Raw genomic sequence first — 12,440 nt, 5'->3', positions numbered from 1 at the left:
CTAGGCAGCGATAACGTTTTCGGGCAATTTGCTTTTGATGATTACCATTGCCTTCTACTTGTTGAGACTGGCAGTGAGGGCAGCTGACGCCATCAGGCCAACGTCTCTGACGAATAAACTGGTAGCATTGCTCATCATTTACCAGTTGTTTGATATTGATCATTCTTTCCTTATTACTGACTTAATTTACCCAAATAGACGTGCATAATACATCTTTGGTTGTATTATATGCTACCCCCTAGGAATCCATATAGAGCCTAAAATAATACTGCCGCCTAACAGCAAACGGACCATATCAGCATCACGATTCCAAATGAGCAGGTTAACTACAAGGCCTGCTGGAATCAGGACGTTATTCATAACGGCTAATGTTCCCACATCCACTTGCGTAGCGCCTTTATTCCAACAAAAGAAGCCTAAACCAGAAGCGCCTAATCCTAACCATAATAATACCCCCCACTGCATGGAGGTTGTCGGATAACGGTCAGTACCCCATATACCCCAGGCAACCAGTGCAACAACCAACGCACCAGCATAAAAAAAGCCAAAGATAGCATGTTGTGGTAATTGATCACCCCGACGCTGAATCAGAATTTTATAACTGACCTGGCCCAGCGCAAAACACACATTCGCACCTTGAACCAGTAGAAAGCCCGATATGTAATCTTGGGTAATGTTATCGTAACGAATCACCACAGCACCTAAAACGGCTAATAGCGCTGCTAATAAATAACGTACACGAAAGGTCAGTGTCCATACGTCATACAGTAAGGCAACATAAACCGGCGTTAAAGTGGTAAATAATAAAACTTCCGGTACAGTCAGTAATAAAAAAGACTGGTAGTAAAAAATATACATAAAGCCTAGCTGGATAGCACCAATCAACATCAAGGGCAGAATATAATCCAACCGTAACCACTGCCTGCGTAACAGTGGAATAAATAACAAAAAGGCAAGTGCTATTCTTAGTAGCACAGAAAAATAAGCGTCAACTTGCCCAGCAAGATATACCCCAATCAAACTAAATGAAAAAGCCCACAATAAGGTAATCGCAGACAAGTAATACATATATCCCACCTTAACCTAGATACTGAATGGTTATTCACACTCACAAAAATAGTTAGCGAAAAGGTCAGCGATAATGCCAGAAACCCAGTGTGCGTGCCAGCATTATCGAGAGCCAGCCATGCACTCAAGACCCAGAATTGTTAACAATCTTAGCTTGACTAGCGCTATTTATCGGGTTAAGTTCGAACAAATAGTAAAGATTGTTGACAATGTGGTAAGCACATTGTTTTATTCAGTCATAAACAGGCAAAACCATTGCACGATAATAACAAGCAAACTGCTGCTGCAAGAATTTTTAGCGAACTACAACAAGCCATTCTCGATGGCCAGCTGCTGCCAGGCAGCAAAATAAATGAAGCAGAACTAGCTACACGACATGGCTGTAGTCGTGGACCATTAAGGGAAGCACTGCAACGCTTGGAGGGACTGCGCCTGATTCAACGCGAAGCCCATGTTGGTGCTCGGGTGATTAGCCTTTCTGATCAGCAACTGACTGAACTCTATCAAGTTCGAGAGGTTTTAGAGGGGTTAGCCTGTCGACTAGCAGCAACGCTAATGACAAAACAAGCTAAAGATGAGCTTAAGACACTGCTCGACACTCATCGACGCTATTTAGAGGAAGATGGCCAGCAAAAATATTACCCTCAAGCAGGGGATCTGGATTTTCACTACTTACTGATTCGCAGTAGCCAAAATGCACTATTAATCAGCCAATTAGGGGACGAATTATATCCCTTGTTACAGCTTTATCGGAGACAATTTCGAGACAGTGGTTACCAACAGCCTGAGCTAGCGTATAAAGAGCATTTACACATAGCAGAAGCCATCATGGAAGGGGATGGCGAGTTGGCAGAGATGCTTATGCGTAAACATATTGCCCGCGCTCGAAAGCGCCTGAAATATATATTAACCACTTAAGTATTAATATCAGCTTTCAAATATACCCACACCGAAGGGTCTTTAGGGGAGGCTATAAAGCCCACTGAGCCTAAAATTGATTCGCAAAGGGTATACAGCTTGTGTAAGCCCAATAAATAATTATAAAAATTTCGTAAGTTACAGAGAATACTTGGAGAGAAAGGATGAACATAACTTCCCAACAATCCCCTGGCACCCGCTTTCGCCAGCGGGTATCTGCTCAGTCACCGTTACAAATCGTCGGTACCATTAATGCCTACTGTGCCATGCTGGCCGAACAAGCAGGGCATCAGGCTATTTATTTATCCGGTGCTGGCGTCGCTAATGCCTCCTTTGGACTGCCTGATTTAGGTATGACTTCACTTGCAGACGTTTTAGAAGACGTTCGTCGTATTACTGCAGCCAGCCAGCTCCCTATACTGGTCGATATTGATACGGGCTTTGGCGGTGCGTTAACTATCGCACGCACAATAAAAAGTATGGAGCAAGCAGGCGCAGCAGCTGTTCATATTGAGGATCAAGTTCAGCAAAAACGCTGTGGACATCGCCCCAATAAAGCAATTGTTACTCCAGAAGAAATGGTAGATCGGATAAAAGCTGCTGTTGATGCTCGAACCCATGACGACTTTGTCATTATGGCTCGCACGGATGCATTAGCAGTAGAAGGCATGGAATCAGCGATTGAGCGTGCCTGCCTTTGCGTGGAGGCAGGAGCTGATATGATTTTTCCTGAGGCCATGGCAACACTTGATGACTATCAACGCTTTACCCAAGCCGTGAATGTGCCAGTGCTCGCTAATATAACCGAGTTTGGTAAAACCCCATTATTTAGCCGTGAGGAGTTAGCCTCTGTAGGTGTTCAGTTAGTGCTATATCCATTAAGCGCTTTTCGAGCCATGAGCAAAGCCGCACTCAATGTATACCAGCAATTAAAAGAAAAAGGGCATCAGCGCGACTTAACCATTGATATGCAAACTCGTGAAGCACTCTATCAAACCCTTAATTATCATCACTATGAACAAACGTTAGATCGATTATTTTTAAAAGAAACAACCACTGACTGAGAATAGTATTAACAGGTTCTAAAAAATGTATAAACAAAAATAAGCCTTTTAGAGTCAAATAAACAAGAGCAAGCACCAAAACAATTTAATAATAATTTGCGACGCTAATATACCAAGGAATGGATATATATACTCAAAACGAAGGGTATATCCCAATTTCTAATGAATAAATCATTCGCCAATGTGAGTAAGGATAATCACATCAATTAGGAGAATAATAATGACTGATAATAAAAAAGATACAGCCGGACTACGTGGGCGCTCAGCTGGTGAAACTGCATTATGTACCGTGGGTAAAAGTGGCGCTGGCTTAACCTATTGTGGTTATGATATTGCTGATCTTGCTGAACACGCTCGCTTTGAAGAAGTAGCCTATTTATTATTTCATGGAGAGCTGCCTAATCGACAACAGTTAGACAGCTACCTTACCCGGTTGATGACGCTACGTAAAATGCCTGAAGCTTTACGTAAGACGTTAGAGTTAATGCCTGCCACTACACATCCAATGGATGTTATGCGGACGGCTTGTTCAATGTTGGGTACGATCACCCCAGAACATGATTTTGCTGAACAGCAAACCCATATTGATCGTATGCTGGCCTTATTTCCCGCCATCATTTGTTACTGGTATCGCTTTCATCAAGAGGGCGTAAAAATTGATATTGAGTTAGATGACAAGGAAACAGGCAGTTATTTTTTGCACTTGCTTCATGGTCGTGAACCTAAAACCTTGCACGGCGATGCAATGAATGCCTCATTAATTGCTTATGCTGAACATGAATTTAATGCCTCTACTTTCGCTGCCCGGGTTTGTGCTTCCACGTTATCCGATATTTATGCCTGTATTACCACTGCGATTGGAACCCTGAAAGGACCTTTACATGGTGGTGCTAATGAAGCTGCAATGGCCATGATCAGTCAATGGCGAACCCCTGAAGAAGCCGAAAAAGGTATTCTTGAAAAACTGGCAAAAAAAGAAAAAATAATGGGCTTTGGACACGCAGTCTATCGTGAATCAGATCCACGTAATGCCATCGTCAAAGGCTGGTCAAAACGTCTTGCTGAAGAGCACGATGATCGGGTGCTATACCCTGTCTCTGTTCGTTGTGAAGAAGTCATGTGGCGGGAAAAACATTTATTTTGTAACGCTGACTTTTTCCATGCATCAGCCTATCACTTTATGGGCATTCCAACCCCCTTATTTACACCAATTTTTGTTTGTTCTCGACTGACAGGCTGGGCAGCACATGTCATGGAGCAGCGGGCTAATAACCGCATTATTCGACCTTCAGCAGATTATACCGGTCCAGAAAATCGTCCTTGGTTACCTATCGAACAACGCTAATTTTTATACTCCTTGTGATGGGTATTCTATTTATAAAACTAACTTAAGAGTTAATAATTGCCATGAGTTCTAATGTTGATATTAATGAGCGCTCAGCACCTGACACATTATTGGTTGAAATTGCAGATTATGTATGTGAAACACAAATAAATTCGACAACCGCTTATACTACTGCGCGTCATTGTCTTATGGATACTCTGGGCTGCGGGCTATTGGCACTGCGTTTTCCAGAGTGCAGCAAACTCCTTGGCCCTATAGTGGAAGGTACTATTGTCCCCAATGGCGCTCGGGTACCTGGAACCTCGTTTAGATTAGACCCCGTGAAAGCCGCCTGGGATATTGGCTGTATCATTCGCTGGCTGGACTTTAATGATACTTGGCTTGCAGCAGAGTGGGGACACCCCTCGGACAATTTAGGTGGTATCTTGGCTGTCGCCGATTATATTTCCCAGCAACGTATTAGCCAGGGTCAAGCACCATTAACCATGCATGATGTACTTACAGCAATGATTAAGGCCCACGAAATTCAGGGAGTGCTTGCGCTAAACCATAGTTTTAACCGGGTTGGGCTAGATCATGTACTCTTAGTCAAAGTTGCATCAACCGCAGTCATAACTCATATGCTGGGTGGTACACGGGAACAGGTTATTGATGCATTATCACATGCTTGGCTTGATGGACAGGCATTGCGCACATACCGTCATGCACCCAACGCAGGTTCACGAAAATCCTGGGCTGCTGGGGATGCCACATCGCGTGCTGTACGTCTCGCAGATATTGTCTTAAGAGGAGAGATGGGCTACCCCAGTGTATTGTCTGCACCTAAGTGGGGCTTCCAGGATGTACTTTTCAAGGGAGAACCTCTGCAACTGGCACAACCACTTCATAGCTATGTTATGGAAAATGTGCTGTTTAAAATATCCTTCCCTGCCGAATTTCATGCCCAAACCGCTGTCGAAGCTGCTCTGAAACTTCATCCCCACGTTAAACATCGCATTAATGACATTGAGAAAATTGTTATTCACACTCACGAATCGGCAATTCGTATTATTAGTAAAATGGGGCCTTTAAATAACCCAGCCGACCGCGATCACTGCCTCCAGTATATGATAGCGGTACCGTTAATAACCGGCAGCTTACAAGCTGAGCATTATGAGGATAGCTTCCACAATGCACACCCTGAAATTGATAAACTCCGCCAAAAAATGGCTATCATCGAAGACCAGCGTTTTAGTCGAGAGTATCTGGAAGCCGATAAACGTTCGATAGCCAATGCCGTACAGGTATTTTTTACGGATGGTTCTGCAACTGAACAAATTACGGTTGAATATCCTATTGGCCATCAACGTCGTCGAAAAGAGGGGATTCCATTACTTGAAGAGAAGTTCAGAGAAAACTTAGCCACTCGCTTCCCTAAAATGCGCGTGAAGAAAATTTATGATTTATGTAATGACCAACAGCAATTAGAGCGTACTCCCGTTAACACCTTTATGGATTTACTGATGATTTAGATAAAAGTAAACATAAATAACACGCCAGCCTGATAAAAACACAGGCTGGCAAACAAAATCTGCCAAGAAAAAATAACATGCCAATAAATACTAACTAAACTAAAGGGAAGACCAACGTCCTCCAGTGCTATTGTAGTAATTATGTTGTTAGAGGTTTACTCATGATGGTTGAGCCACCTGTCACTCGAGAATCCATTATCACCTGTCCCCAATGCGGTCATAAACAAGCCGGGTTTATGCCCACCAATGCCTGCCAGTGGTTTCTACCCTGTGAATCCTGCAAATTTATGATGCGTCCCAAGCCAGGAGACTGTTGTGTTTTTTGCTCTTACGGCACCGTACCCTGTCCGTCAAAGCAGCGGCTAAGACAGTGCGGATAGCCTTGATAGTTAAAGTTAAAGCAAAGGTTAAAAGCCATTTTCTCTCAAAAATACCGAGTTTTAACAGGGCATTACTGCTACGTTCTTCTGGCAACAGTTATATCCTTCGCAGAGGGTATAATCACCAAAAAATTAATCGTTTTATCAGCTCAATTGCCTTCAGCAATATCACCTTGCTCTTTAAGAAACGTTTGATAGGCTGCATATTCTTTAGATGACATTTTAAATCGTGTTAAAGACTCCGCAGCCATTCGCCTGACTTCCCATAGCTCTTTTTTATTACTCATCAGTTGCGCTAACGTGTAACGTAATTGATCAGAAACAACATTACTTTCCTGTATAGCCATAATTGCACTTATACGATCATCAGGATCATTCGATTTTTGCAAGATTCCAACAACTGGGCTTAAATCATTCTCATCTTTTGCCCACTGGCCTATTTTAAAAATACTTGCTGACCTCACACCACTATCTGCACTTGACCTGGCTAAGGTCGATAATTGTTGCATTGCCTCTTGTGCATCCTGAGCGGGCAAAGGAATAACTGGCATTGCATTTAATGCAGACATCAAAACTTCGGGGTTATCATTCGCTGCAAGAATATCACGGGTAAGATTGTATGTACTTTCACTAGGAATATTTAGCTGAGCTAATAGATCAAGTCCAGCTATCTGGTTTTCTGGACTTCCACTTTTTACCAAATCGATTGCGGCAGCTTCAACTTCTGGGTCTTTTATTTCAGCTAATACAGATTGTAAATGAGCCCCCATTTCTGAGCTTGGATCTAACCGGTAGTTATCAATAATACTGGAAAGTGCGGAAGCATCTTGTTCTGCATTTTCCAACAGCGACTGTAAAATAGACTGAATTTCACCTTGTTTTTCTGAGCTTTCTTCTTCAGCAAGTAATAATCGTAAATTATCAACGGTTGCGTTAGCTCGGTCATAAGGAGATGTTTCAATAGGTGCCTCCTCTAATATCTCTTGCTCAGACATAACAGTAGAAGGCTGTACTGAACGTTCCTTACTAATATGCTTTCCAGATTGTGTTTCCTTTATAGCTTGCGTCGAAACACTTTTGGGATTTATCTGTTCAGCTGGCATGTTACTTACTGATAGCTCAGTATAATTTTCCTTCGAAACAGATGATGAGAAAAAAAAGTAACCACCAGCTAATAATGCTCCCCCAGCTAGCGCGCCAATGAAAATTGCGTTTTTTTTCATTGAAAATCACCTTAAATTATCAATGCATAACAAGGGTATTGCATGCAATATGTACTTTTCACTGATGGTATACAGTATTTCTGAAAGGCTTGCTAAGCCTAAACCAACGGAGACAATACCAATGTATAGTGATACTGCTCAGCTAGCACTTATAAAACCCTGATAATAGGGATATTACTACCTATTAAACTGCATACCTATTAAAATACTGGAACTATTAGATCTTTAAAGTGCTACTATCGAAGCTTCCATTATTTTTTGGAAGCTCTTCGCATAACCTGCTAGTAAACTAGCTTTATCTAGACCATTTACGACTCTACGAGCATTAACATAGTCTGTTTTACCTGACTTAATATAACTGCCTAGCTTTTTCCCAGTAAAGATTCCATAAAACATTCCATAGGACATCACCGTATAGGCAATATCAGGTTGCAATGCTTTTGTAGGGTTTGCAACTAAATCCACTCCAACAACAGATGACATTTTTTTATAATTATACTTATGGGTAAGCTGAACATACCCTCTACCTTTATAGGTACAACCACCATCATATCTACGACAGTTTACATTACCATACTCTGTAATAGGCTTGTAGGTATTGGCAACTTCATGCTTTGTCGTTGCAAACATATAAGCAATTTGACGCATCCATACAGTTTTATCTTTGATAGCAGGGCGCTTATCTTTTTCCATATTAGCTAAAAGATAGTTTATACCGTCAACCTGACTTTGTGACAACCGACCAAACGTTGCACGAAACTTAGTAAAAAAATCACTTCGTTTAATACTAAAGCCTTGTGAAGAAGTGCTAGCCTTATACTTAATACTGTCTGAAATCACATTGGATAAGCGGCCTTGTTTATTTTTTACTTGAAAATAGACTGTTTTAGTTCCACTACCTGCAGATAATGTAAATGATATTTTGTCTACATATGCTTTCCAAACTGCACCAGAAAAATCACTTTTCTCACTGATACGGTACATTGTCGGTGTTGATCCTGAATAGGTACTGAAAACTGAAACAAACCGACTTGAAGTATTAGCTGCATTCTTATTAATATTAAAGCTTTTCACCTGAATAACGGTATTTGAGTTTGCATCACCCAAGTACCCACCATGAACCCAACGCGCTTCACTCGCATACCAGATCTTTTTCCACACGCCATCAGTTCCAATAACGGTCCAATATGAACCACTTGGCGCAGTTCCTACTAAACGATAGTTTGTACCAGGACCTGAACGTACATTTAATGCAGCTGTTGATACTACATCACAGTTAACCGTTGCTGCAGTAGTATATGATTGACTATAAACCCAACGTGCTTTTCCCCCATCAAACCATACTTCTTTCCAAGGTCCAGATACCTTTCCTGTTGCTACATAGTGCTCACCGCTGTGCATTGTTCCTATTTTTTCATAATTTGTTCCAGGACCAGTCCTTACATTTAAAAATGAATTTGTTACTTTTATTCCTGCACATGTATTCGCATAACTAACCTGAGTTACACTACCAAATACTACCCCCAAAATGGCTGAAACAGCACATAAATGTTTTATTTTCCATTTCATATTAATTTACCTTGTTTTTAAATAGATCACCATTCAGTTTGTACAGTAGCAACTATTGACGTATATCAATATCCTTATATGCATCAGTTGTTGTGCAAAAAAAATAAAACCACTCAAATACTATGGTTATTTTTTTATAGAAACAAGCACTATCGCTCAGCTTTAAGATACTCTTCGCTTTTTAACTGTTTGTATAATTGTAAAACAAAAGTTTTCAACAAAAATAAACAGACAAAAACGTAAATAATTTAAACAAATAGTTAAGTGAAAACTTTAAAAACTCACTAAACACAAAAAAAACCTGACAAAGGAAGAGATTAAAGTTAATCATTATTAATCGCGCTCTTTTACTGGTTGATCAAATATTGCGTATTAGATAAGTAATGAAGTAAATGCTCATACTGGATATAGCCGCAGACATGTGCTAGACAAATAACATAAAACTTTATCTTCTATACCCAATACGAATGGTTTTTAGGTGCAGCCATCGAGTGACGAAGCCCCATGAGCCTGTATTAATAGGTGATTGGAGTGAGGAGATAAGATAACAAAACCTAGAAATCATTCGTGAAGGGTATAAATAGCTCACATTTAAGGTAGCGCTAGTACGCATGACTCGTCTAAAGCGATATTTACTGTTAGCTCATTTTATTTTCACTCTGTGTTTTATAAGCTTCAAATTGTCTGCAGAAATTACTGTACGTATTTCTATGTCCCCCTTTGAACCCTTCGTATTAGACACTGATCCACCAAGTGGCATTGCCATCGATATGATGGAGTTAATGAATAATTTTCAAGATACCTATCACTTTACTTTTATTATGACGACCTCTGTACGAAGGCATAAAGCTTTTAAAAATGGGTTATTTGAAATGTCCATGTTTGACAACTATAAGTGGGGCTGGGAAGGGTTCCCTGTGGATGTTTCAAAGGTCTATCTTAAAGGAGGAGAGATCTATGTTGCACTAGCAAAACCTGACCGTACTCAAAGCTACTTTAAAGAGTTTGAGCAAAAAAGAATGATTGGCATGTTAGGCTACCATTATGGATTTGCCGATTTTAATTCTGATCAATCATTCTTAAAAGAAAGATTTCATCTCGACTTTGGCCATTATTGGATACACCTGACAGCTAAAAATAAGCTATTAGAAGCAATAGGTTAGAATTACTTCATATCATGGTTTTTGTTTGACATGAGTTAATTCAGGTTATAACCATTAACAGTATTGCTCTACCTGCAATGCCTTAGCCTCTAAATGGCCAAAGTCGAGTTAAAGATAGAGGAGATATTGCTGTCATCACAGAGTCTTTTTTTAATCAATACTTAAAAAACAATCAGCATATGAGAAATAAATTCATTCGATCCAACCATTACGATCAAGAGTATAATCATACTATTATTATTCGCAAAGGTATAAAGCCTTCAATCGAAGAGATCAACACTCTACTTGAAGATATGGAAAAGGCTGGTATATTGGAACCTCTTTGGGAGTCAATTGGTTTACAAAGCGTGCTGAAATAACTGATCTGATTAGTTTGAAAAAACTATACCTTTTCATGTTTTAAATTGTTTATCAAAACTATTGTTAGCGCTTTATAAGCAGAAAAGCAGTACAGGCATTATGCTAACCTTCTCAACGTAGACATATAAGCACTCTTACAAGTAAATTCATGCATAACCACTAAGATTGAAATTAACACAATGGTTAGATGCTAGGGTCTAGAGTAGGGTGATTTATAGATCATGAGCCAAGAGTCCCGATAATGTCAGAAGCCAGGTAAGGCTTTCTGACATGGGAGGATAAATTACGCTGTTTTCAGTAACGATGGACAATAATAAACTGGATAACAACCAACCCTACGAGCAACTTAATAGTTTTTTTAAAATTGTCGTTGAATACCCGTAAGAGATAGCACTCGAGTAGCAATTTCTTCGATCGAAAACTGTGTTGTATTAATAAAGGGCACGTGAGCTTCTTGCATTAATGCCTCGACTTCATTGACCTCCTGCCGGCACTGTTTAATGGAAGCATATCGGCTATCAGGTCGGCGTTCATGCCGAATGGCGGCTAAACGCTCCGCGTCAATCGTCAATCCAAAAAGACGATCTTTGTGACTCAACAACAGCCCTGGTAGTCGTTGATTATCCAAATCTTCTTCTGTTAACGGATAGTTAGCTGCATTAATACCATATTGTAAGGCGAGATATAAGCAAGTTGGTGTTTTCCCACAGCGAGATACACCAATTAAAATGACATCTGCTTGGTCATAAGCATAGGTTTTCGCACCATCATCAAAATCTAAAGCAAAATGAACTGCAGTAATACGCTGATGATAACGGGGGTCAGCATCAATAACACGATTTTGTCCAATACTATGATTAGAGGGCTGTTGCAGCTCTTGTTCAAGAGGGGTTAAAAATGCAGAAAAACAGTCAATCATAAAAGCATCTAGCGCACTTAACACTTGAATTACAGCTTCATTGACGATGGTTGAGAAAATTAAGGGTCGCTGTTCTGCCTGATGGGCATATTGTTTTATTTGCTTAACAATCTGCTGGGCTTTCTCTACGGTATCGATATACGGAAATGTTTTATAGCTAAACTGGTCTCGATTAAATTGTGTCAACAAACTATGACCCAAGGTTTCTGCTGTTATTCCAGTACCGTCAGATATAAAAAACACACAGCGCTTTACCATGTTGGTGTTCTCCCAACGTTATTTATGCTTGATTTAAAGCAAAATCCCACACTTTTGAACGAATGAAGCAAGCTATGCAGCGGGAATACTCAGTGGCATCGAGTATACGTGACGCAACTAAAACATGACAAGCCATGCGGTATATTATTTTTATGCTGCAGGTTTAGTTTTAATTGATGTTCCCTTAAGTAAAGATGTTCACTATTATTTTGTAGCAACTCTTTTTGTAGAACAAACACTGTGATGGCATTTCTTACGCTTAATAATACATACTTATTGAGCGTCGTTTACTAACTCCAGCAGGGTTGGTGCTGATTATGTTATTCGTCTCAATTCGAAAATAAACATTTTTCACTAACATTTTTACGCCTTTTCTTTGTTTTAAAAATGTTAACTTTCATGATAGTGTTTAACCAATGTTTACGAACTGCTGGTTTAATTGATATATCAAGCCATCAAACCATATAGTTTTATGGCAATAATATGACGAATTCATACACAGCAAGCAGAACATACAGATAATTTAAAAAAGCCATGTGCCCTATAGATGTATTTTTTGAAAGATAGACGTACTGTTTAAAAAACGTTTTTTTAATGTGAAAGCTAAGCCATACGTGTTTTTAAAGTATACCTAAAAACAAATAATACTTTCTGTACGATAA

11 protein-coding genes are annotated in these 12,440 nt (G+C 40.0%); 6 read left to right on the top strand and 5 right to left on the bottom strand.

Features of this window, described 5'->3' with window-relative positions; translation table 11 throughout:
• Nucleotides 1-163: transposase (locus tag F607_RS35950; protein WP_169719757.1), on the bottom strand; the 163-nt coding region annotated here is incomplete at its 3' end.
• A gap of 68 nt (nucleotides 164-231) precedes the next feature.
• The gene (locus F607_RS0103020) at nucleotides 232-1,068 is read right to left on the bottom strand and encodes a carboxylate/amino acid/amine transporter (RefSeq protein WP_027706863.1); all 837 of its coding nucleotides are present in this window, start codon (nucleotides 1,066-1,068) and stop codon (nucleotides 232-234) included.
• 255 nt (nucleotides 1,069-1,323) lie between these two features.
• Here F607_RS0103020 and F607_RS0103015 point away from each other — a divergent pair, with 255 nt between their 5' ends.
• From F607_RS0103015 to F607_RS35890, 5 genes are all read left to right on the top strand, one after another.
• Nucleotides 1,324-1,986 (top strand): GntR family transcriptional regulator, encoded by a 663-nt coding sequence (locus F607_RS0103015; RefSeq protein ID WP_027706862.1) that lies wholly within the window; start codon nucleotides 1,324-1,326, stop codon nucleotides 1,984-1,986.
• Nucleotides 1,987-2,150: 164 nt separating this feature from the next.
• The gene (gene prpB, locus F607_RS0103010; RefSeq protein ID WP_027706861.1) at nucleotides 2,151-3,050 is read left to right on the top strand and encodes a methylisocitrate lyase; all 900 of its coding nucleotides are present in this window, start codon (nucleotides 2,151-2,153) and stop codon (nucleotides 3,048-3,050) included.
• A 220-nt stretch (nucleotides 3,051-3,270) separates the two neighbouring features.
• Nucleotides 3,271-4,395: a bifunctional 2-methylcitrate synthase/citrate synthase gene (prpC, locus tag F607_RS0103005; RefSeq protein ID WP_027706860.1), complete on the top strand. Its 1,125-nt coding sequence runs from the start codon at nucleotides 3,271-3,273 to the stop codon at nucleotides 4,393-4,395.
• 62 nt (nucleotides 4,396-4,457) lie between these two features.
• A complete protein-coding gene (locus F607_RS0103000) occupies nucleotides 4,458-5,906 on the top strand; it encodes a bifunctional 2-methylcitrate dehydratase/aconitate hydratase (RefSeq protein ID WP_027706859.1) in 1,449 nt (482 codons plus the stop codon).
• A gap of 161 nt (nucleotides 5,907-6,067) precedes the next feature.
• Nucleotides 6,068-6,286 carry a GDCCVxC domain-containing (seleno)protein gene (locus F607_RS35890; protein WP_084611081.1) on the top strand — a complete coding sequence of 73 codons (219 nt, stop codon included), beginning with the start codon at nucleotides 6,068-6,070 and terminating at the stop codon, nucleotides 6,284-6,286.
• Between the two features lie 149 nt (nucleotides 6,287-6,435).
• Here F607_RS35890 and F607_RS0102995 read toward each other — a convergent pair whose 3' ends face one another.
• Nucleotides 6,436-7,509: a HEAT repeat domain-containing protein gene (locus tag F607_RS0102995; protein WP_027706858.1), complete on the bottom strand. Its 1,074-nt coding sequence runs from the start codon at nucleotides 7,507-7,509 to the stop codon at nucleotides 6,436-6,438.
• Nucleotides 7,510-7,734: 225 nt separating this feature from the next.
• Complete coding sequence (locus F607_RS33410; RefSeq protein WP_084611080.1) at nucleotides 7,735-9,078, bottom strand: SH3 domain-containing protein; 1,344 nt, start codon at nucleotides 9,076-9,078, stop codon at nucleotides 7,735-7,737.
• Between the two features lie 611 nt (nucleotides 9,079-9,689).
• On the opposite strand from F607_RS33410, the gene F607_RS32490 reads away from it, so the two are divergent.
• On the top strand, nucleotides 9,690-10,241 hold the full coding sequence (locus F607_RS32490) for a hypothetical protein (protein ID WP_027706856.1): 552 nt from the start codon (nucleotides 9,690-9,692) through the stop codon (nucleotides 10,239-10,241).
• 718 nt (nucleotides 10,242-10,959) lie between these two features.
• Here the strand turns inward: F607_RS32490 and ppsR are convergent.
• Complete coding sequence (gene ppsR, locus F607_RS0102975) at nucleotides 10,960-11,778, bottom strand: posphoenolpyruvate synthetase regulatory kinase/phosphorylase PpsR (protein ID WP_027706854.1); 819 nt, start codon at nucleotides 11,776-11,778, stop codon at nucleotides 10,960-10,962.
• Nucleotides 11,779-12,440 lie beyond the last annotated feature (662 nt).

This window comes from Zooshikella ganghwensis DSM 15267, from assembly GCF_000428585.1.
In the GTDB taxonomy this organism is placed as follows: Bacteria; Pseudomonadota; Gammaproteobacteria; order Pseudomonadales; family Zooshikellaceae; genus Zooshikella; species Zooshikella ganghwensis.
The sequence above is the reverse complement of the archived record's forward strand: the minus strand, read 5'-3'. Positions and strand labels throughout refer to the sequence as shown.

Excerpts from the sequence above, each read along its gene's own strand:
- F607_RS35890 (WP_084611081.1), top strand. The coding sequence starts at position 6,068 with ATGATGGTTGAGCCACCTGTCACTCGAGAATCCATTATCACCTGTCCC.
- F607_RS32490 (WP_027706856.1), top strand. The coding sequence starts at position 9,690 with ATGACTCGTCTAAAGCGATATTTACTGTTAGCTCATTTTATTTTCACT.
- prpC (WP_027706860.1), top strand. The coding sequence starts at position 3,271 with ATGACTGATAATAAAAAAGATACAGCCGGACTACGTGGGCGCTCAGCT.
- ppsR (WP_027706854.1), bottom strand. The coding sequence starts at position 11,778 with ATGGTAAAGCGCTGTGTGTTTTTTATATCTGACGGTACTGGAATAACA.
- F607_RS0103020 (WP_027706863.1), bottom strand. The coding sequence starts at position 1,068 with ATGTATTACTTGTCTGCGATTACCTTATTGTGGGCTTTTTCATTTAGT.
- F607_RS0102995 (WP_027706858.1), bottom strand. The coding sequence starts at position 7,509 with ATGAAAAAAAACGCAATTTTCATTGGCGCGCTAGCTGGGGGAGCATTA.
- F607_RS33410 (WP_084611080.1), bottom strand. The coding sequence starts at position 9,078 with ATGAAATGGAAAATAAAACATTTATGTGCTGTTTCAGCCATTTTGGGG.
- prpB (WP_027706861.1), top strand. The coding sequence starts at position 2,151 with ATGAACATAACTTCCCAACAATCCCCTGGCACCCGCTTTCGCCAGCGG.
- F607_RS0103000 (WP_027706859.1), top strand. The coding sequence starts at position 4,458 with ATGAGTTCTAATGTTGATATTAATGAGCGCTCAGCACCTGACACATTA.